The sequence below is a fragment of the Rhizobium sp. BK275 genome, assembly GCF_014193555.1.
In the GTDB taxonomy this organism is placed as follows: domain Bacteria; phylum Pseudomonadota; class Alphaproteobacteria; order Rhizobiales; family Rhizobiaceae; genus Rhizobium.
In genome coordinates, this window is record NZ_JACHZL010000001.1 from 1,166,848 (window position 1) to 1,186,906 (window position 20,059).

The window sequence follows — 20,059 nt, forward strand, 5'->3', positions numbered from 1 at the left end:
TGGGAGGGTTATTCCGCCGGGGCTTGGGTTGGGGCGCCGGTGGTGGCGTGCCGTCTGCGGCTGACGAATTCGCTCAGTTTTTCCAGGTAGAGGTAGACGATAGGGGTGGTGTAGAGCGTCATCACCTGGCTGATGAGCAGGCCGCCGACCATGGCATAGCCGAGCGGCTGGCGCAGCTCCGAGCCGGTGCCGTGGCCGAGCATCAGCGGCAGGCCGGCAAGAAGTGCCGCCGATGTCGTCATGATGATCGGGCGGAAGCGCAGGAGACAGGCCTGGCGGATCGCGTCTTCCGGCGACAGTCCCTGCTCGCGCTGGGCGGCGATGGCGAAGTCGACGATCATGATGCCGTTCTTCTTGACGATGCCGATCAGCAGGATCACGCCGATCAGCGCGATGACGGTAAAGTCGAAGCCGAAGACCCAGAGCATGGCGAGGGCACCAAGACCGGCAGAGGGAAGCGTCGACAGGATCGTCAGCGGGTGGAAATAGCTCTCGTAGAGCACGCCGAGGATCAGATAGATCACGGCAATGGCTGCAAGCACGAGCAGCGGTTCGCTTGCAAGCGAACTCTGATAGGCCTGCGCATTGCCCTGGAAGGTGCCGATGACGGTTGCCGGCTTGCCGAGATCGGTCTCCGCCTTTCCGATGGCGGCGACCGCCTGGCTGAGTGCGGTACCCTTTGCCAGGTTGAACGAGAGTGTGACGGCCGGGAACTGGCTCTGGTGGTTTACGGCAAGCACAGCCGTCGGCTCCGTCGTCTGCTTGACGAGCTGGTTCAAGGGAACCTGCTCGCCGGTCAGCGGCGATTTGATATAGAGACCGTTGATCGCCAGCGGCGACTTCTGGAACTCGGGGGCGAGTTCGAGAACCACATGGTAGCTGTTCAGGTCGGTGAAATACTGGGTGACCTGGCGCTGACCGAAGGCATCGTCAAGCGTGTCGTCGATTGTTTGCGGCGCAATGCCGAAGCGCGATGCTTGGTCACGGTCGATCGTAAGCGTGACAGTAGCGCCACTATTTTGCTGGTCGGTGGCGACATCTGTCAGTTCCGGCAGCGTCTTGAATTTTGCGAGCAGCTTTGCTGCCCAGTCGTTCAGCTCGCCGGCATCACCGTCCTGCAGCGTATATTGGAACTGCGTGGCCGATGCGCGTCCGCCGACATTGATATCCTGCGCCGGCTGCAGGAAGAGTTCTGCACCCTGCATCTGCGCGAGTTTCGGACGAAGCCGGTTGATGATCTCGCTTGCCGAGGCATCTCGTTGATCTTCAGGCTTCAGCGTGATGAACATGCGGCCGTTATTGATAGTCTGGCCTGCGCCGCTGCCGACGGCCATGCCGACGGTCGCAACCCCGGGATCGCTGGCAACGATATTGCCTGCCTCGAGCTGGTGACGCGACATTTCGGCGAAGGAAATATCCTGCGCGGCTTCTAGTGTACCGGTGATCAGGCCGGTGTCCTGGATTGGGAAGAAGCCCTTGGGAATATTGACGAACAGGAAGCCGGTTGCCGCAAGCGAAGCGATGAAGACTGTCATGGTCAGCCGGTGATGGCGCAGCGCTATATCGAGCGTGTAGCGGTAGGCGGCAAGAAGCCCGTCAAACGCCTTCTCGCTCATTGCATAAAGCCTGCCATGGTTGGCGTCTTTTTCCGGCTTCAGGAAGCGTGAGCTCATCATCGGTGTGATGGTCAGCGAGACGATTGCCGAGACGACGATCGTCATCGTCACGGTGATTGCGAACTCCCGGAATAGGCGGCCGACAATGCCGCCCATCAGGAGTAACGGAATGAAAACGGCGACGAGCGAGATACTGATCGAAATGATGGTGAAGCCGATTTCGCGCGCGCCGTCGATTGCCGCCTGTTTCGGCGTTTTGTCCATCTCCATATGGCGATGGATGTTCTCGACCATCACGATCGCATCGTCGACGACGAAGCCGACGGCGATGCTCAAGCCCATCAGCGAGAGATTATCGAGGCTGAAGCCAGCGACATACATCAGCGCCAATGTCGCCAGGAGCGCCAGCGGCACGGTGACGCTCGGGATCACCGTCACCCAGACATTGCGCAGGAAGATGAAGATCACCATGACGACAAGGGCGATGGTAATGACAAGCGTCGTTTCGACATCCGCCACCGAGGCGCGGATCGTGGTCGTCCGGTCGCTGAGGATGGAGAGGTGGATGGCGGCCGGTGCGATCGCTTGCAGCTGCGGCAGGGCAGCGCGGATCGCACCGACCGTATCGATGATGTTGGCGCCCGGGAGCTTGAAGATCGGCAGGAGGATCGCCCTCTTGCCATCAGCCCAGGCCGCCAGCTGATCGTTTTCCGGTCCATCGATCGCCTGGCCGATATCGCTGATGCGGACCGGAGCGCCGTCGTGATAAGCGACGATCGAATCGTTCCAGGGGGCGGCCTTCAGGAGCTGGTCATTGTCATAGATCGTGTAGGTGTGCTCTCCACCCTGCACGCTGCCTTTCGGTGAGTTGCTGGTGATGCCGGTCACGGCGCTGCGGATATCCTCAAGAGAAAGTCCCATCTCGGCGATCTTGCCGGGATCGATCTGCAGGCGCACAGCCGGCTTCTGCTGTCCGAAGATCAGAACCTGCGAAACCCCGTCGATCTGGCTGACATGCTGGGCGAGCACGCTTTCGGCAAAGTCGTCGACTTGCGTCAGCGGCAGCGTATCTGATGTGAGCGCAAGAACCATGACCGGCGGATCGGCGGGATTGACCTTGCGATAGGTTGGCGGCGAAGGCAGGTCCGTCGGCAATTGCCCTCCGGCTGCGTTGATTGCGGTCTGCACGTCCTGGGCGGCGCTATCGACGTCGCGCGACAGATCGAATTGCAGAGTGATCGCGCTCGAGCCGAGCGTGCTCGTCGAGGTCATCTGGGTGACGCCCGGGATCTGCCCGAACTGCCTTTCCAGCGGCTGGGTTACCGCCGATGCCATGGTCTTCGGATCGGCGCCGGGAAGCTGTGTCGAGACCTGAATCGTCGGAAAATCGACTTGTGGGAGAGGTGCCACCGGCAGGAGAGGGTAGGCGACGATACCGATGCCGAAGAGGCCTGCCATCATCAGCGAGGCGGCGATCGGCCGCTCGATGAACCAGGAGGAGACGGACATAGCCTACTCCTTGCTGGCGGCTTGCGCAGCGGCCGCCTGTTGGATGCTGACATGGGTGCCGACGTCCAGGCGATACTGGCCCGATGTCACGACCTGTTCGTTGCCGGTCAGGCCCTTTTCGATGACGGCGCGGCCATTCTCGATCGGGCCGGGGGTGACCTTGCGCACGGCAGCCGTACCGGCAGCGTCGATGATGTAGACGAAGAAGCCGTCTTCTCCGCGCTCAAGTGCTGCGGAAGGAATGGTCACGGCCTTCTGGAGCGTCTGCTGCTTGACCCTCAGCGTCACGAATTGACCGGGCCACAGCGCATCGTCCTTGTTCTGGAAGATCGATTTGATGCGGATCGTGCCGCTTGCCTGATCGATGACGTTGTCGATGAGTGAGAGCGTGCCTGACGCAAGCTGCTGCGACTGATCCATCGACATCGCCGTCACCTCGACCGGGCCGGCCTTCAGCGCGTTGCGTACTGCGTCGAGATCGTCCTCACGCAGCGTGGAGATCACAGTGATCGGCTGCGTCTGGGTGATGGTGACGATCGGTGTCGTATCGGTCGTCTGGACTTCGTTGCCGGGATCGACCCGACGTATACCCGTGCGGCCGTCGATCGGTGAGCGGATCTCGGTATAAGAGAGCGACACGTCAGCGGCCTCCTTGGCCGCCTGATCCTGCGCGAGCTGTGCCTGTGCACTTGCCACCATGCTTTGCTGCTGCTCGACGGTTTCCTGCGTGACGATCTGCTGCTGGCCCAGTTTCTGGTCCTTGCCGAGCAGATATTGGGCATTGGCGAGATCGGCCTGGTCCTGCTTGATCTTGGCGGCCGCCTGATCGTCGGCTGCCTGGAAAGGGCGAGGGTCGATGATGGCGAGCACATCGCCCTTCTTGACGGCCTGTCCCTCGTCAAACATCACGCTCTGGAGTTCGCCATCGACACGTGTCGTGATATTGACCGTATAGTTCGCCTGCACCGTGCCGAGACCGTCGAGATAGACAGGTACGTCGGTAACGGCAGGGGTGGCGACCTCGACCGGCACGGCCGGCGAGCTGGGCTCCGAGGCGGCAATGGTTGGCTCAGTCCCTGCAAGCCAGAAGGCTGCGGCCGATCCGCCCGCAATGGCGAGAATGGCGGCAGCAGCAAGGATCGCCGGTTTCCGGCGACGACGGGGTTCAGTCACGATGCGAATGGATGTCACTGCCGGCTCCACGGGCTAAAGGGCGAACTACGCTGCAACGGCCACCGGCGTTGGGCGGCCTCTGTATCTGTGTCCTGAATTGAAGGGCTGGTGCTCAGGCCAGGGGTCAGTCTACCGATTATCGGCAGGCCGACCGGCGCTTCTGTGTCCTGCCGGATCAATTCAATGCGAGAAGGCTACGTCCGGGCGGGCATTGGCGCATCTATACGCAGGTCTAGTTGCCGTTCCCCATAGGTATACGCCTCGCATCCGGGTAGCCGGCGGCACGCGGAAGGACCGGCGTGAAAAGCACTCGCACCGGCTCTCTGCGCCTATTCAAAGGAAAATCGAGTGTGGCCGATCAGCCGGCTGTGGCCGGCTGCGTTTCGGCCGTTGATGGGTTCTTCCGGAAATCGGGATGCAGCGGTCCGAAGGGCATGGCGCCCATGCAGGCCACAAGGGCAATGCCGGCAATCGCAAAGCAGAAAGAGAGGATGAAGACGTCGGCATAGGCGAGCACGCTCGCCTGCGCGTGGACTTTTGTCGCGATGGTGGCGAGAGCCTCCAGGTTTCCGTGATGGCCGGTGCCGAATAGCGTCTCCAGTTTCGCCAACGCGGTCCGAAGACTGTCCGAGGATGACGAAATCGGCCCGGTTAGGATATTGGAATGATACTGCTCGCGTTGCCGCAGCCAGGTGTTCAACAGGCTGAGCGCCAATTCGACACTGCCGAGCCGGATCACCTGGATATAGGCGGAGACCGCTGTCGAGCGCTTGGGATCGGAGTTGGCGATCAGATAGACGACTGTCGCAAAGAAGGCGAAGGATTGCCCGGCCGTATGCAGCAGGACGACCGGCAGGAAATTCCACGGCGCCCATGAGATGGAAAGATGCGCCCCCCAGAGGGAACCGAGCGACATGGAGGCCAGTCCCATCATGATGCAGAGCCGCGCATCGATCCGGCGCAGCAGGAAGATCGCAAAGGCAATGAACAGAAAGACCGGGATGACGGCGCCGAAGATGTAGAGTTCGGAGATGGCGATCGGCCGCAAACCGACGACCGTCTGCAGGAAACCCGGAATGGAAATCGCGGCGCCGGAACTGGAAAACGTGAAGGCGATGATGATCGCGTAGCCGATGCCGATGTTGCGCGACAGGATCACGCTCGCATGCGCCCAGGGGTTCGCGACGACGCTCTCGTTGATGAGGAAGCCGATGAAGAGGATGGCGCCGCCTGCGAGCAGCGAGGTGACGATGCCGGAGTTGAACCAGTCCAGCCGGTTGCCCTGATCGAGACCGACGTAGATCATGGTCATCGAGCATCCGAGCAGCATCATGCCGCCCCAATCGGCGCCTTGGAGCAGGCTGAGATTAATCTCCTCCCTCGGGGCGCCGATGATGAGGAGCAATGCGATGATCGGCGTGACGATCACATCCTGCCAATAGACCCACTGCCAGCCGAGATAATCGTCGTAGAGGCCGACCAGCACGAAGCCCAGATTCTGCGACAGCGGCACGCGAAGCGCGTAGATCGAAAGGCCGATCAGCCAGTATTTCATATCCAGATTGCGGAAGATCACCATGATCGTGGCGGGTATGAAGACGCCGAGCAGCAGGGCTCTCGCCGCATGCAGCGCAAACAGCGGGACGCTGTCATGGACCATGGGAATGGCAAACGAAATGCAGGCATAGACCAATGTCGTCGGGATCATGACCCGCCGCACGCCGAAGACGGTCGCAAGCCAGGCCACGGCAGACGAGATCAAGATCTGCGGTGCGTTGGCGACGGTGCTGAGCCATGAGGCTTCATCGAAACCAAGCGAATAGGCGCCGCGGATATCCGGCAGACCGACGGCGAAAACGCGGGTGTCGAAGCCGACCACGAAGGAGGCGAGCAGCAGTGCTGCGACGATGAGAACAGGGTGGCTGGTCGTCGTGCCGCTGGTCAGCGGACCAAAGGCGCGCGGTGTCGCGCTCATTGCTCTTGGTCCGACTTCGTATCGACCGTGACGACGGCAGACATTCCGGGCTTGAGCCGATCCAGCAGCGGCTGGCCGGGATCGAAGACGATCTTGACCGGGATGCGCTGGACGACTTTCGTATAGTTTCCGGTCGCGTTGTCGGGCGGCAGCAGCGCAAAGATCGAACCGCTCGCCGGAGACAGGCCGCTGACGGTGCCGTGAAATATCTGACCGGGGAAGGTGTCGATGGTAACGTCTGCCGTCCTGCCTGGGGTCATGCGGGAAAGCTGCGTTTCCTTGAAATTTGCGGTCACATAGACGCTCGGAAGCGGAACCTCTGAAATGACGCTCGTTCCGGCGGCCACCAGGTCACCTTCGTGGACGAGCCTGCGGCCGATGACGCCATCGAAAGGCGCGTAGATCCGCGCATAGCCCTGATGAATGAGAGCCGTGTCGAGCGAAGCCTGCGCGGCGTTGACCTGCGAGCGCAGCAGCGGATATTGCCCGTTCAGCACATTAAGCTGCGCCTTCTGCTGCTCGATCGAAGCGGCTGTCGATTTCACAGAGGCCTGGGCTTGCAGATAGGCGGCTTGTGCCTGCTGCAATAGCTGCTGCGAGGTCGCTCCGCCAAGGCTTGTCTGGCGGTGGAACTCCTGTTCCGTTTGGGTCTGCTGCGCCTCGGCCGATGCGTTCTGTGCCTCGGCCACCTGTACGACAGCCCTTTGTAGCTCGATCTGGTTCGCCAGATTGGCAAGCGACGCGTTTGCCGCGGCAAGATTGGCTTTGGCACCCTCGACCGCCGCATCATATTCACGCGGGTCGATCTCGGCGAGCAGCTGGCCTTTCGTCACCTTCTGATAATCGGTAACCGGCGTGCTGCGGACGATGCCGCTGATCTGGGCGCTCAAGGTGGAGACGTCGGAGCTGACGACGGCGTCGTCGGTCGATTGCGATGCCGCACCTGCGACCCATCGGTTCCAGTCGACGGTTGCCACGGCCACCCCACCACTGACAAGGGCAATGGCGAGAAGCGGAATGGCAAGGCGTCTCAGCGAGATCACGGTTGCCGGCGGAGAGCGGACCGGGTCGGCCGGAATGTCCGGCAAAGGGGACGGTTGTAACGGGCTAAGGCTGGTGATGGTGATCGGATCGGCCATGAGACGCCTCATTTCTCATTGCGGTCGGTGGAGATCTTTGCGCGGACGCGAACCGGGGCCGGCGAGAACGAGACGTGGCCGCTGCCATAAAACTGCAGCCAGTAGCCAAGCGCCATGAAAACCGCGCCGCCGATGAGGTTGCCGATCGTCACCCAGATGAGATTGTGGATTGCCGCGGCAAGCGTGATGTTGGCCGGATGCTCGCCCATCAGCGCCATTGAGAAGGTGAACATGTTGGCGACGCTGTGTTCGTAACCGGCTGCCACGAAGATGGTGATCGGCCAGAAGATCAGCATGATCTTGGCAGCGGCATTTTCCGTGCGTCCCGCCATCCAGATGGCGAGACAGACGAGCCAGTTGCAGAGAATGCCGCGGGCGAGAAGCTCGAGCGATCCAGCCGACATCTTGGCGGAAACAACGGAAAAGAACGCCTGGCTTCCATCGCCCAGAAGCACGCCGCCGCCGGCCAGGTGGAAAAGGCCGGCGAGAACGACCGCGCCGATCAGGTTGCCGATCCAGGAACTCGCCCAGACGAGCAGCATATCCGAAATACGGCTGCGCCGGGTCAGTACCGCAAGCGGCATGTACATCGCCGTTCCTGTGAAAAGCTCGCTGCCGGCAAAGACGACGATTGTCAGGGCGGACGAGAAGACGATCCCCATGACGAGATGCGCCCAGGCCGGATCGGCATGCGCGCCGGCGGTGAACATGATAATATCGCCGAAACCGATATAGGCGCCGGCCATGGCTGCCCCGATCAGGAAGGCAGGAAAGTGGCTACGGACCGCTTCGGCTTTCTCTTCGCCGGACTGGGCAAAGTGATCAATCGAATCCTGATACATGACGGTACCTCGTCTCTCTGGTGATCGAACCGGGCTTCGTCCCGGATGCTCGAGACGTTAGTCGCGCATGCCGCATTGCTGAATCATACCTACGTCTAGGCTGTCTTCAGCCAGGTCCAGACATGTGTTGTCATGCTGGCATGCCGCTTCGGTCGTGACGGATAATCGGGCAATACTGAAAAAAAGAGGCCGCCTCCCGAAACGGAAAGGCGGCCATGTGCGGATCCTCGGGCAATCCGTGGCTTCGGGCGGAGGGGAGGGACACCGGGAAGCCCTAACCGAGATTTCTATCGCCTGTCAGGAGGAGGCTTCAGGCGATGGAATGGAAGATACGCCCATCCTGAAGCAGGCGGAACTAAACTTACGTATTGGCCCGCCTAGACCAGCGCGCGATTTCATCCGGTCGGGCGGCTTCCCTATTCTTTTCGTCGATCGGCGAGCCCTCGTCGACGATGTCGGGCAGCATCCGCGGTTCCCTCGGACACGCTATGCCGCCGATAGCGACCTTAAACTCCGAATAGGATCTATCATGAAAACCATTCTTCTTTCCTTCTTCGCAGCCGGCATGCTGGCCGCCCCTGTCGTTGCAAACGCCGCCCAGGCCGATGTCGGCAAGCTGGACTGCGACGTTTCCAAGGGCATCGGTGTCATCGTCGGCTCCAAGCAGGACGTCGACTGCACCTATACGCCGAGCGCTGCCGGTGATGCCAGTCAGCATTATGTCGGCACGATCACCGATTTCGGTCTTGACGTCGGTAGCGTAGAAAAGGGCCGGATGGTCTGGCTGGTCTTTAGCGCCACGCGTGAACCGGTTGCCGGGCTGCAGGGCACATATGCCGGCGTGACGGCTGATGCCAGCGTCGGGATCGGCGGAGGGGCCAATGTGCTGGTCGGCGGAACGCGCAAGACCGTCTCGCTGCAACCGGTTTCGCTTGAAGGCGATGTCGGTGTCAATTTGGCCGTCGGTGTGGCGGCACTGAAGCTGCGGCTCGCGGACTGAATCTGGTGAACCGAACCTGACAGGTCGGCTTCGCGGGTAGCGCCTGGGAAGCCGGCAAAGTGTAAAAAGCCGGGATCCCGACGGATACGGCTGGATGACCGGTTCTGCCGTCTTGAATCCAAATGAATGATCCGCTTCCGCGCGTGCCCTCCGCTCAGTTCCCGCAGCAGGGGCATCCCGAATGACCAGGCAACGACGGTCTGAGACCGCTTTTCCATTCTCCTGCATCTGGCGCGGGCGGGCCGAAGAACTCGCCGCTCAGGACGAGTTTCTTGACATCTGAGCAATCAGAAACCTTGCCGTCGCTGGTCCGGGCACTGTAGGGAAGAGCCTGCACGGAGAAGGTCATGAGCAGAACCACGAAACGAGAAGCAGATCTCCTCATCACCGACGAGAAAGAACCGGTAAAACGCAGGCTTCGCGAGCGGAGCGCCGCGGAGCGTCCGGCGGAGCTCGAAAACTTCCTGAATCTGCTGGCTCGTGCGATGCTGCATCCGTCGGCCTCGACGATGGCGAGTTTTGTCGCCGGGAAGGTTTTTCAAAAGCTTGAACGCACGGGAACGCTAAGCCACAAGCAGCTTCAGGATAGCGGTATCCCTACGGGCCTCGAGGCGGCCCTCCAAAACGCAATCGCGACCAGAGGCATTTGCGCCGAGGTAGCGCAGTGCGTTCAGCGTCTCGCTCACTCGCTTGTGTGGATCAGAGGCAGAAGCGGACCATTTGCAAGCCTGAACTTCGAGACAGCTCATGCCCACAGCGTGATCGTCGGACCCGGTGGACTGGAAGACCGGACGGATATCCGCATTGGCCTCACCTATATGGAGCCGTACAGCCGGTTCCCCGATCACGTGCAGCGGTTCTCACGGGCTTTTTTGTTGCTGTCACCCTGCGAACTTTCGATTGCCGGAGCGAGCTGGTTTTCGACCGGAACAGGCGGCGTCTTCGCGGCCGAAGCGGGACAGTCGTTCGCCATGCGTTGTACCACGACACCGCTATTGGCGGTCTGGTGCCACGTCGAAGAGCCCGGACGTGCGCGGAGTTGAACGGAATTGGGTCCGCCAAAGTACCGTTTTCCACGGTTGCACAGCTGTTCAATCGTCGACACATGGTTTCGGTCGGTTGTATATGACAATTTCATGACCGAGTATGTGCCCCGCTGATTTGCAGGGGAATACATAGAATGAAAGAAAAGAAGCGGGTCTACGAGGCCCTCGTGGACGGCGCCATGGAAGGCCTGGTGGGCGATGCGCTTTACGATTTCGTCCGCGGGCGCTGTCCGAAAGCCTCCAGCAAGAAGATCGTTCGCGCCTCGCTGCTGGCGCTGAGCGATCCTCATCTGAAAGACCGCAATATCCTCGATGTCATCTATGCGCTGGCGATCAAGCACCGGCTGGATGACACCACCGCCGAGGATGAGCAGGAAGAGGAAGTCGACGTCTCGGGGCGGTAGGCGGTTTCCCCAGCGAACCTCTTTTACGTGGGCAATGGAGCAGAAGAAACGGACGGACGTCCAACTTTCGGTTTGCGAACAGCCCGGCCCAATGCATGCAGCCTGTCGAATACTTCTAAGAGGGCTCTCTGGATGAGAGAGCTGCCAAGTCTTCTCTTAGCCGAACGGCTAAATCCATCCGTTCGTGAAGAATACTCATTATACCGATATCGCCGTTATCGAGTTCGCGGAAGAAGACATAGGGATGCTCATAGCGGCCGAAGTAAAGCCTTCCGCCTGATATCTGCCGGAACCGTGAGGCGCTGCCGAAGCTGTCGCCATATCATTCGATCCTTGCGCAGCCGCTGCAAATGACCGTGCAAACCAAGGATATCGGCGTCCGCCTGTTTTTCGCCCCACGCCTCAAATGTGTCGCGCCACATCTTGTCCTGCGCTGCATCGGCGCGGGGATAAAATCGATAAGTCACCATGACTAGCGGCGCTTGTTGCGACGGATAACATCCTCGGCGCTGATAGCGACAAATTCACTGTCAGCGGCTCGCATCGCGGGGGCGAGCTCCTTTTGTAGGGCATCCCATGCCTCGTCACGGGTCTGCAAATCGCGCCGGATCAACGCGCGGATTATTCGCTTGCGTTTTCGTAGAGGCCGTCGTCGCCGATCTGCTGCCGAATATGATCTTGCAGCGCGCCACTGACCTTCACATGGATGCTACCTGATGCCATCACCTTGACCTTCCGTTCTTCTTCCAATGTGGTCAGCGTGGCATATATTGTCGATGTTCATCACCATGTCGACTTACTGGAGACTTAGTGACAAGCGTCAGGTGGCGGTGTCCGAAAGTTCTTCGAGGATCGGACAGTCCGGACGATCATTGCCGTGGCAGGCATGGACGAGATGTTCGAGCGTATGCCGCAGCTCCGTCAGCTCGCGGATCTTCCGGTCGATTTCCGAAAGCTTCGCCTCGGCGATCCCCTTGACGTCGGCGCTCGCCCGGCTCTTGTCCTCGTAGAGTGCGAGCAGCTGACGGCATTCCTCCACCGAGAAGCCGAGGCCGCGCGAGCGCTGCAGGAAGCGCAGCTTGTGCACGTCCGAGGCCGCATAATCGCGGTAGCCGTTTCCGCCCCGGCCGGGGCGGATGAGGCCGATGTCTTCGTAGTAGCGGATGGTCTTTGAAGGCAGGCCGGACCGTTCCGAAGCTTCGCCGATATTCATCACTTGATTCCTTTACAGCTTTTCGACCCTCAGCCTCAGCGCATTGCCGATGACCGAGACGGACGAGAGGCTCATGGCGGCGGCCGCAATCATTGGCGAGAGCAGCAGGCCGAAGATTGGATAGAGCACGCCGGCGGCCACGGGGATGCCGAGCGCATTGTAGCCGAAGGCAAAGCCGAGGTTCTGGCGGATGTTGCGCATCGTCGCTTCGGCGAGCCGCCGGGCGCGGACGATGCCGTTGAGATCGCCCTTCACCAATGTAATGCCCGCACTTTCCATCGCAACGTCGGCACCCGTACCCATGGCGATGCCGACATCGGCAGCGGCGAGTGCCGGCGCATCATTGACGCCGTCGCCGGCCATGGCGATGACAGCGCCTTTCGCCCGGAGTTCATCGACCAGCGCCTTCTTGTCCTCAGGCAGAACATCGGCGCGAACCTCGTCGATCCCAAGGCTTCTTGCCACCGCACGGGCCGTCCGCTCATTGTCGCCGGTCGCCATGATGATTTTCAGGCCGCTGTCGTGCAGCGCCTTGATGGCGGCAGCCGTTGTCGGCTTGACACGATCGGCAACGGCGACAAGGCCGGCCAGCACGCCATCCACGACCACGAACATGACGGTCTTGCCTTCGCCGCGCAGCGCCTCGGTCTTCTCGGAGAGCGGCGAGGGATCGATGCCGAGATCGGCAAGCATGGCGGCATTGCCGAGCGCGACGGATGTGCCGCCCGCCTTGCCTTCCACGCCTTTTCCGGTCCTTGCCTCGAAACCCGTCGCGTCGCGGAAGGTGAGGCCGCGTTCTTCGGCACCGGAGACGATTGCCTCGGCGAGGGGATGTTCCGAACCGCGTTCCAGGCTTGCAGCAAGCGCCAGCAGATGGTTTTCATCAATATTGCCCAAAGCCACAACCTCAGTCAGCTTTGGCTTACCTTCGGTCAGCGTGCCGGTCTTGTCGACGATCAATGTATCGACCTTCGAAAAACGCTCCAATGCTTCCGCATCCTTGATCAAGACACCCTCCTGCGCGCCACGGCCGGTGGCAATCATGATCGACATCGGCGTCGCAAGGCCGAGTGCACAGGGGCAGGCGATGATCAGCACGGCGACGGCGGCAAGCAGGGCATTGGCCAGGCGCGGCTCCGGCCCGACGAAGGACCAGACGAGGAAGGCAGCGATGGCGGCCGCGACGACGCCGGGAACGAAGATCGCCGAAACGCGGTCGACAGCCCCCTGGATCGGCGCGCGCGAGCGCTGCGCCTTCGCCACCATGTCGACGATGCGCGACAGTGTTGTGTCGGCGCCGACCTTTTCGGCGGTCATGATCAGCGCGCCGTTCTTGTTCATGGTGCCGCCGGTCAGTGTGTCGCCCACAGCCTTTTCCACCGGCAGCGATTCGCCCGTGATCATCGATTCATCGATGGTCGATTGCCCTTCGGTGACGGAGCCATCGACCGGTATACGTTCGCCGGGGCGTACGCGCAGCCGGTCGCCGGCTTGGATATCATCGACAGGCACGTCGCGCTCACTGCCATCGGTATCGATGCGGCGCGCGGTTTTCGGAGCAAGGTCAAGCAGCGCGCGGATTGCAGAGCCGGTGCGTTCGCGCGCCTTCAATTCCAGCACCTGCCCGGCGAAGACCAGTGCAATGATGACGGCGGCTGCCTCGAAATAAACGGGAACAGAGCCGCCATGGCCGCGGAAACTATGCGGGAAGAGATCGGGCGCCAAGGTTGCCACGACGCTGTACACATAGGCCGTGCCGACGCCGAGGCCGATCAATGTCCACATATTCGGACTGCGGTTGACGAAGGATGCCCATGCCCTGCGAAAGAAGGGAAGGGCTGCCCAGAGGACGACCGGTGTCGCCAGCAACAGTTCGACATAACTCGCCAGCGGTTCCCCGAGCGCTTCGCGCGGCCACGACAGGCCAAGCATCGGACCCATGGTGAGGATCAGGAGCGGGATCGAAAGAACCGCACTGACCCAGAGCCGCCGGATAAAATCCACGAGTTCCGGGTTCGGGCCTTCATCCTCGGGCGGAATGCCCATCGGCTCCAACGCCATGCCGCATTTCGGGCAGTCGCCGGGATGGTCGCTGACGATCTCAGGATGCATGGGGCAGGTATAGAGCGTTCCCTTCGGCATGGCGGCTGCCGCGGGTTTCCTGCCATTGCGATAGGTCTCGGGATCGGCCTCGAACTTCGCCTTGCATCCTGCCGAGCAGAAGTAGAATTTTTCGCCCTCGTGTTTGAGGAAATGCTTGGCGCTGGCGCGATCGACGTTCATGCCGCAGACCGGATCCTTGGCCGTAAGATAATCCTGTGGTGCCGCCTCGAATTTCTTTCGGCAGCCATCGCAGCAGAAGTGATAGGTGTGACCCTCATAATCCAGGGAAGGCTTGCCGGCATTCGGATCGATCGTCATGCCGCAGACGGGATCGCGCACCACCAGCTCTTCAACCTTTTCGTCGTGGCCGCAGCCGCATTGCGCACCTGCATGATGGTGATGGTCGTGACCATGTCCATGATGGTCGTGGCCGTGATGATGATCGTGCTTGGTATCCATATGCTTTCGCCTTTCATGCCCTTCTGGCATCCGGACGGCTTTATGAACCTTCCAGCAACTGGAAGGTCAACAGCTTTTTTTAACGGTGCGGATTTTTCAAGGTTACCGTCAGGCCGGCACGATCAGGGCCGCCGGCTGGTCTCCGAGAAGGGCGGCAAGCGCGATCTTCGTTCCCGGCTCCAGCATCTTGCCAGTCAGGAGATCGGCTTTGAGACCGTGAAGCGGTGAAGGCACGGATATTACCGTATCCTCCCAGAATTCCGGTCCGGCAAAGAGCACGCCGGGATCGAGCCAGCCAAACATCAGTCTTGGCACGATGGTGATAGCGAAGTCGTTATGGTGCAGGCGGGCAAAGGCGACGACATGGCTGCTTCTGATGCCGCTGACGGCCAGCGGCAGATATTCCCCCTTAGTGAAAAGCTGGCCGTGCTCGAGCCGGAGTCCCAGGCCGATCTGGATGACACGCTGTTTCAGCGCCGCCGCCTGCAATCTTGCCAGCGGACCACCCTCGGCAAGCCAGCCTGCGAGTGTCTCGAAATCTGGCGGCCGTCTGTTGTCGGGGTCGACGAAACTGAAATCGAAACCTTCGGCCCCTTGATAGATATCCGGAATGCCCGGTGCCGTCAGCTTGATCAATGTCTGCGACAGGCTGTTGACGTAACCGGCCTCGATGAAGGGCTGCAGAACACGGGCGAAAGCCTCGGTGAAGGCGTCGTTGTCGGGTGAGACGAGTGCTGCCGCATAGGCGCGGACCGCTTCCTCATAGTCATTGTTCGGCGCCGTCCAATCGGTACGCAGCTTGGCTTCGCGAATAGCCTTTTCCGCATAGGCGACGAAACGCTCGCGCAGCCCATCCGCATGATGACGGTCGAAATCCTCAGGCCACGCGCCGGTAAGCGCCTGATAGAGCATCCATTCCAGATCGGGCTCGGGTGCTGCACCGTCCGGCAGCTCAATACGGTGACTTTCATTCAGTCTGCGCCAATGTTCGACGGCGTTGGCAAAGACGTCGGCGCCTTCGCTGACAGTATAAAGCCGCGCCCGCGCATCCTCGCCGCGCTTTGTGTCATGCGTCGATGTTGCCGAAAGTCCCGAGGGCTGGGAGCGCGCCCGATCCTGCATGTGTTGGTGAAACGCTTCGATGCCGCCGGGCACATGCTCCGGCTCGCCACCGACCTCATTTACCGCCAGCAGCCGGTTGTAGCGATAGAACAGCGTATCCTCCATTGCCTTGGCCATGACGGGGCCGGAGAGCTGCTGGAATCGGTGGCGGAATTCACGAGCCGCCTCGTTGTCGACCTTACCCTCCAGGATGGCCACGATGCTTTGCAGCGACTGTGCATGGTCCAGATATCCGGCAGCCGCCAGCTCGGCTTTTTTCAGCAGGTCCGCATCCCGCGCATCGAGAGGGCCGTCGGTCCCGTAGGTGCGGTAGACGGGAAAGGCGATCAGAAGCTCGCGGATCGCCTCGGTCATTTCCCTGTTCGACAGTTCGGGGAGGAGGCCGGCTGCTATGCGCGCAAGGCGGGCCGCCTCTCCGGCGAAATTCCGCTCGACCATCAACCGCTTGGCCGTCCGTCGCCCGGCTTCGAAATCGCCATTGCCACCTGCCAGCCGGCGATAGGCTTCATCGAGTTTCTGCAAGCCATTGCCCTCCACGAAGAGCCCGCTCAAGGCGGCAACGAACTCGTAGCCCGTCGTTCCATGCACCGGCCAGTCGGCCGGCAGCCCTTCGCCGGGGCCAAGGATTTTCTCGACGACGATATAGGTGTCTGCGCCGACTGCTTCCCGCAAGCGGTCGAGATAGGCTCTCGGTTCCGCCAGCCCGTCGATATGGTCGATGCGCAGGCCCTGCACCTGGCCCTGACGCACGAGATCGAGAATCAGCCGGTGGCTCTCTTCGAAGACCCTGATATCCTCGACCCGCAGCCCGACCAGCCCAGTCACCTCGAAAAACCGCCGATAGCTCAGATGCTCCGAAGCCTCCTGCCAGCGCTGAAGCTGCCAGTGCTGCGCCGCATGCAGCCGCGTCATGAAGGCATGATCCTTTGAAAGCTCCGCAAGCTTTCTGCTCAGGCTTGTGAGATCGCCGGCCTCGAAGATTATGTCGCGCAGCCCTCGATGCAGGTCATCGCCACCGATGGAGCCTGCCAGTTCGGCCATCCCAGCGAGAACAGGATCATCCAGTTCCGTCGAGAGCTGGGCGTAGCTTTCCATGCTCAGCGGAAAGAGGGCGTCATAGTAGCCGATCGCCAGATTGCCATGCGCCTCGTCGATGGTGATCGTCAGTTCGCCGGCAGAAACACTTTCATCGAAGCTCTTACCGAGCTGGGGCAGGGTCAGTCGTTCGCTCCATTCTATATCGAAGTGGCCTGCAAACGGGCTATGCTTGCCGAATTCCAGGACGCTCCGCCACCAGGCGTTCTCCAGCGAAGCAGCCATATGATTCGGCACGATGTCGAGCATCAGGCCCATGCCCGCTTCTGACAGCGCCTCCGTCAGGCGATCGAAACCCGCCCTTCCGCCAAGTCCCGGATCGATCTCGTTGGCGTCGGTCACGTCGTAACCGTGCGTCGATCCTGTCGTGACGGTGAAGACCGGCGAGGCGTAGAGGTGGCTGATGCCAAGCGACTTCAGATAGGGGACAAGCCCGCAGGCACGATCGAAGGTCATGCCGTTGCGGAACTGGACCCGGTAGGTCGCGGAGGGAAGCGTCATGGGGTCGTTTTTGCCGTTCGAAGGGGACATCTTGCAACGGTTGTGAAGCGCTTTTGTTCCCGTTCTTTAAGGGTAGGTTCGTTGATGGGGTGCTGTCACATTGATTTTTCGCCAATCGAATTGCGGTAGTCGGGCTTTCGCCGCGGGCGGCAGAACGGACGGCTACGACGTTATTTTCATTGACGAGTGTTGATAAATATATCAACATAGACCATATGCCAGACAATGGCCGTACAGTATCGTGGATTAAGGCCGCCCGGAAAGACTTTGAAGATTTTCCGCCCGGCGCACAGGTCGAAATGGCGCGGGCGTTGACCGTGGTTGCCGCTGGCGGCCATCCCGAGATCGCAAAGCCATTGACGGGCCTCGGGTCGGGCGTACTCGAGCTGGCATTGAAGCACCGGGGCGACGCTTTTCGTGTCGTCTACGTGCTGCAGATCAATACGGACATATGGGTTGTCCATGCGTTTCAGAAAAAATCGAAGTCGGGCATTACAACACCGAAGGCCGAAATTGATCTGATCCGCGAAAGCCTGAAACGACTGAAGGAGGCTTTACGATGAGCGACGAATTTGAACTTGTTCGCGGCAGTGGCAACGTCTTCCGCGACTTCGATATGCCGAACCCGGAACTGGAGCATCTGCGGGCTACGCTGGCGGCACAGATTATCAAGACGCTCGACAGGCGGAAGCTGTCGGTGCGGGAAGCCGGAACGCTGACCGGAATCAACTATACCGAATTCTCGCGCATCCGCCGCGTCAAGCTGGACGGCTTCACCGTCGACCGGCTTTGGAAGATGCTCGATCTCCTCGGCCAGACGGTGGACGTGAAGGTGAAAGTCCATTCGGCAAAGCCGCCGCGGGCTGCACACGCTCATGCGTAAGATCTGCAGCCGCTGAAAACGGCTGTCCAGGAAACGAGAAAATGACCGTCCTGCTTTGGAGATCGGAACCGGATGAGCGACGCCTATCTCCAGAGGATACTGGCCCGCGAGGCCGAGGCGAGGGACATGAGCGCCGCTTCGTCAATGACGCCCTCATTTTCCTGCAGGCGCGGCAGTTGGGTGCGAGCGTATTGACCGGCAACGTGCGGGATTTCGACTTCCTGTCGCAGATTGTACCGAGTGCTCGCGTCATCCTCTATCGAGTGCCTCTGTAGCCGCGCTCATGGGGAACGCTGGGCTTCCTACTGATGGGCCATTGTCCGGGAGCCAAGGTCACGTTTCGTGCTCTGCCAACAGAACGCTTCAATCAGGCTAGGTAAGGCTCTAACGCGTGTCGCGTTTAATCGGCCTCATATCCGGCAGCCCTGAAGTAGTTTCGGCATTCGATCACGGAGAAGAGGTTGCAGATGTCGCCAAGTGCCTGGGCAATGGTGTCGAAGCTGCCTAGAAGACGCGCCGCAATGAATCGACAGCGGTCATAGTGGGTTCTTCCTGGCAGAAAAGACCGATACCTTGGCGGAAGCTCACCACCGAGACCCATTCAGGCAACCGTTGCACATGATCAGGAAAGTGCGACAGTTAGGGACTATGCTGTTCGAAAAACCGACGCGCGATCTGCTGAATGACATGCTGTTGCTGGGAGAATGATGTTCGCTTCAACCTCAGCGCACGCTTTTCTAAAAGATGCCAGGATAGCCAACCGAGTAACATGGCAGTAGGCAGGGAAACGGCGAAGACCGCCCACCATGTGCTATACTCACCTAGAGCATTGTTCACCACTTGCTCCACTGGCCAGCCATACAGATAGGTCCCATAGGAGACGTCGCCAAACCGGCCGAGAGTCGGCAGGCGTATGCCCGGCGAGGTCGCGATCTGGACAAGCGGATAGGCGAATAACATTGGCCCATAAGGATAGGCGGGCCAGAGGACGAGGCAGAGCACACCAAGCACCACGAAGATCAGGGCCAGTACAATGCTTGGCTGCCATTTTGCCGCGACGAACCAGAGAAGTGAACCGCAGAAGAAGTAGGGAGCGATATAAGTGAAGTCCGTTATCAACTTTCTATCTGGCCACGGACTATCGAAGAAAAGCTCCAAAATCACGCCGACGGCGACGGAAGATGCGATGAGCGGGGCTCGCAGAAGCCCGATGGCCATCAATGCCGCAAGGATGAGGTAGCAGAATATTTCCTGCGGGATCGTCCAAAGAGAGCCGTTGACGAAGGTGGCAAGCCAGGAGATCGCAGGATCATAAAACTGTACATGGGGCAGGATCATACCATAGTTCGGATCGAGCACCGCATGCACCGTCGTCTTCACATGAAGCGAGTTACGAAGATAAGCGCTGATGCCTAACGGGCTGAAAAAGGGACCCAAAACATAGACGCTGAGCAGGGTGCAGACAACAAGCGCCGGATATATCCTCAGCGCACGCCGCCAGAGAAAACCACTCGCGCTGCATGACTGCGCGCTCTGCGTGACGAGGAAGCCGCTTGTGATGAAAAACACATAGACCCCGAAGATGCCAAGGATATTGCCCCCTCCGATCAAACGCTCGAAGGGTTCGTTCGCCGAGGTTTTCTCCGAGATAAGGAAGGCATGCGAAAAGATCACCGTGGAGGCTGCGACGAGCCTGATCAGGTTGAAATTTGGGTAATATGCCTTCTTTATCTCGCGCCTATGCATGCGAGCCCCCCGCGCTTCCAAAGCTTAATAAACCATTAAGGTGAGTTTCCAATGTTGTCACGCGCCGTTGCAAATCCGGGGTTAAGCCGAGATACAAGCGATCTTTACTGATGCGGCCTATGCGTGGGCCACTGTCCTTGTCCATCCGGACCTGATTTTTAACGCGATTGCCTGGCGGGCGCTGCAACGGGACACCTGATCGAGAACTTCTTCTGCAAGCTCAAAGAGTTTAA

General features: G+C 60.2%; 15 protein-coding genes and 2 pseudogenes. 6 read left to right on the forward strand and 11 right to left on the reverse strand.

Features of this window, described 5'->3' with window-relative positions:
• Nucleotides 1–8: 8 nt before the first annotated feature.
• The 5 genes from FHT82_RS05335 to FHT82_RS05355 form a co-directional block, all read right to left on the reverse strand.
• Nucleotides 9–3,125 carry an efflux RND transporter permease subunit gene (locus tag FHT82_RS05335; protein WP_183726978.1) on the reverse strand — a complete coding sequence of 1,039 codons (3,117 nt, stop codon included), beginning with the start codon at nt 3,123–3,125 and terminating at the stop codon, nt 9–11.
• A gap of 3 nt (nt 3,126–3,128) precedes the next feature.
• A complete protein-coding gene (locus tag FHT82_RS05340) occupies nt 3,129–4,316 on the reverse strand; it encodes an efflux RND transporter periplasmic adaptor subunit (RefSeq protein WP_183726980.1) in 1,188 nt (395 codons plus the stop codon).
• A gap of 340 nt (nt 4,317–4,656) precedes the next feature.
• Complete coding sequence (locus FHT82_RS05345; protein ID WP_183726982.1) at nt 4,657–6,273, reverse strand: MFS transporter; 1,617 nt, start codon at nt 6,271–6,273, stop codon at nt 4,657–4,659.
• Nucleotides 6,270–7,412, reverse strand: coding sequence for an HlyD family secretion protein (locus FHT82_RS05350; protein WP_183726984.1), 1,143 nt, complete (start codon nt 7,410–7,412; stop codon nt 6,270–6,272). The genes FHT82_RS05345 and FHT82_RS05350 overlap by 4 nt, the downstream gene beginning before the upstream one ends.
• Nucleotides 7,413–7,420: 8 nt before the next feature.
• Nucleotides 7,421–8,254, reverse strand: a complete 834-nt coding sequence (locus FHT82_RS05355) for a formate/nitrite transporter family protein (RefSeq protein WP_183726986.1) — start codon at nt 8,252–8,254, stop codon at nt 7,421–7,423.
• A 529-nt stretch (nt 8,255–8,783) separates the two neighbouring features.
• Here FHT82_RS05355 and FHT82_RS05360 point away from each other — a divergent pair.
• From FHT82_RS05360 to FHT82_RS05370, 3 genes are all read left to right on the forward strand, one after another.
• Nucleotides 8,784–9,254, forward strand: coding sequence for a DUF992 domain-containing protein (locus tag FHT82_RS05360; RefSeq protein WP_183726988.1), 471 nt, complete (start codon nt 8,784–8,786; stop codon nt 9,252–9,254).
• Between the two features lie 347 nt (nt 9,255–9,601).
• Nucleotides 9,602–10,297 carry a dimethylsulfonioproprionate lyase family protein gene (locus tag FHT82_RS05365; protein WP_183726990.1) on the forward strand — a complete coding sequence of 232 codons (696 nt, stop codon included), beginning with the start codon at nt 9,602–9,604 and terminating at the stop codon, nt 10,295–10,297.
• Between the two features lie 137 nt (nt 10,298–10,434).
• Nucleotides 10,435–10,704 (forward strand): hypothetical protein, encoded by a 270-nt coding sequence (locus tag FHT82_RS05370; RefSeq protein ID WP_183726992.1) that lies wholly within the window; start codon nt 10,435–10,437, stop codon nt 10,702–10,704.
• A 115-nt stretch (nt 10,705–10,819) separates the two neighbouring features.
• Here the strand turns inward: FHT82_RS05370 and FHT82_RS30280 are convergent.
• The 5 genes and pseudogenes from FHT82_RS30280 to treY all read right to left on the reverse strand — a co-directional run bounded on the left by FHT82_RS30280 (nt 10,820) and on the right by treY (nt 17,197).
• Nucleotides 10,820–11,174: pseudogene (locus FHT82_RS30280) on the reverse strand (type II toxin-antitoxin system RelE/ParE family toxin).
• Between the two features lie 2 nt (nt 11,175–11,176).
• Nucleotides 11,177–11,427, reverse strand: a pseudogene (locus FHT82_RS30640) (transcriptional regulator).
• A 97-nt stretch (nt 11,428–11,524) separates the two neighbouring features.
• Nucleotides 11,525–11,917 (reverse strand): Cu(I)-responsive transcriptional regulator, encoded by a 393-nt coding sequence (gene cueR / locus FHT82_RS05380; RefSeq protein ID WP_183726994.1) that lies wholly within the window; start codon nt 11,915–11,917, stop codon nt 11,525–11,527.
• A 12-nt stretch (nt 11,918–11,929) separates the two neighbouring features.
• Nucleotides 11,930–14,479, reverse strand: a complete 2,550-nt coding sequence (locus FHT82_RS05385) for a heavy metal translocating P-type ATPase (RefSeq protein ID WP_183726996.1) — start codon at nt 14,477–14,479, stop codon at nt 11,930–11,932.
• Between the two features lie 108 nt (nt 14,480–14,587).
• Nucleotides 14,588–17,197: a malto-oligosyltrehalose synthase gene (treY, locus tag FHT82_RS05390; protein ID WP_183726998.1), complete on the reverse strand. Its 2,610-nt coding sequence runs from the start codon at nt 17,195–17,197 to the stop codon at nt 14,588–14,590.
• A gap of 179 nt (nt 17,198–17,376) precedes the next feature.
• Here treY and FHT82_RS05395 point away from each other — a divergent pair, with 179 nt between their 5' ends.
• From FHT82_RS05395 to FHT82_RS05405, 3 genes are read left to right on the forward strand one after another with little or no spacing between them, the layout of a single operon-like run.
• Entirely contained in the window at nt 17,377–17,760 is a 384-nt protein-coding gene (locus FHT82_RS05395; protein ID WP_246698055.1) for a type II toxin-antitoxin system RelE/ParE family toxin, read from the forward strand.
• On the forward strand, nt 17,757–18,080 hold the full coding sequence (locus tag FHT82_RS05400) for a helix-turn-helix transcriptional regulator (RefSeq protein ID WP_183727000.1): 324 nt from the start codon (nt 17,757–17,759) through the stop codon (nt 18,078–18,080). Before FHT82_RS05395 ends, FHT82_RS05400 begins: the two co-directional genes overlap by 4 nt.
• Nucleotides 18,081–18,121: 41 nt before the next feature.
• Entirely contained in the window at nt 18,122–18,355 is a 234-nt protein-coding gene (locus FHT82_RS05405; RefSeq protein ID WP_183727346.1) for a hypothetical protein, read from the forward strand.
• 364 nt (nt 18,356–18,719) lie between these two features.
• Here FHT82_RS05405 and FHT82_RS05410 read toward each other — a convergent pair whose 3' ends face one another.
• The gene (locus FHT82_RS05410) at nt 18,720–19,826 is read right to left on the reverse strand and encodes an acyltransferase (RefSeq protein WP_183727002.1); all 1,107 of its coding nucleotides are present in this window, start codon (nt 19,824–19,826) and stop codon (nt 18,720–18,722) included.
• Nucleotides 19,827–20,059: the final 233 nt, after the last annotated feature.

What these genes read in the sequence shown, in the direction of transcription:
- FHT82_RS05335 (WP_183726978.1), bottom strand. Translation starts at nt 3,125, where the DNA reads ATGTCCGTCTCCTCCTGGTTCATCGAGCGGCCGATCGCCGCCTCGCTG.
- FHT82_RS05345 (WP_183726982.1), bottom strand. Translation starts at nt 6,273, where the DNA reads ATGAGCGCGACACCGCGCGCCTTTGGTCCGCTGACCAGCGGCACGACG.
- FHT82_RS05350 (WP_183726984.1), bottom strand. Translation starts at nt 7,412, where the DNA reads ATGGCCGATCCGATCACCATCACCAGCCTTAGCCCGTTACAACCGTCC.
- FHT82_RS05355 (WP_183726986.1), bottom strand. Translation starts at nt 8,254, where the DNA reads ATGTATCAGGATTCGATTGATCACTTTGCCCAGTCCGGCGAAGAGAAA.
- FHT82_RS05360 (WP_183726988.1), top strand. Translation starts at nt 8,784, where the DNA reads ATGAAAACCATTCTTCTTTCCTTCTTCGCAGCCGGCATGCTGGCCGCC.
- FHT82_RS05365 (WP_183726990.1), top strand. Translation starts at nt 9,602, where the DNA reads ATGAGCAGAACCACGAAACGAGAAGCAGATCTCCTCATCACCGACGAG.
- FHT82_RS05370 (WP_183726992.1), top strand. Translation starts at nt 10,435, where the DNA reads ATGAAAGAAAAGAAGCGGGTCTACGAGGCCCTCGTGGACGGCGCCATG.
- cueR (WP_183726994.1), bottom strand. Translation starts at nt 11,917, where the DNA reads ATGAATATCGGCGAAGCTTCGGAACGGTCCGGCCTGCCTTCAAAGACC.
- FHT82_RS05385 (WP_183726996.1), bottom strand. Translation starts at nt 14,479, where the DNA reads ATGGATACCAAGCACGATCATCATCACGGCCACGACCATCATGGACAT.
- treY (WP_183726998.1), bottom strand. Translation starts at nt 17,197, where the DNA reads ATGACGCTTCCCTCCGCGACCTACCGGGTCCAGTTCCGCAACGGCATG.
- FHT82_RS05400 (WP_183727000.1), top strand. Translation starts at nt 17,757, where the DNA reads ATGAGCGACGAATTTGAACTTGTTCGCGGCAGTGGCAACGTCTTCCGC.
- FHT82_RS05405 (WP_183727346.1), top strand. Translation starts at nt 18,122, where the DNA reads ATGACCGTCCTGCTTTGGAGATCGGAACCGGATGAGCGACGCCTATCT.
- FHT82_RS05410 (WP_183727002.1), bottom strand. Translation starts at nt 19,826, where the DNA reads ATGCATAGGCGCGAGATAAAGAAGGCATATTACCCAAATTTCAACCTG.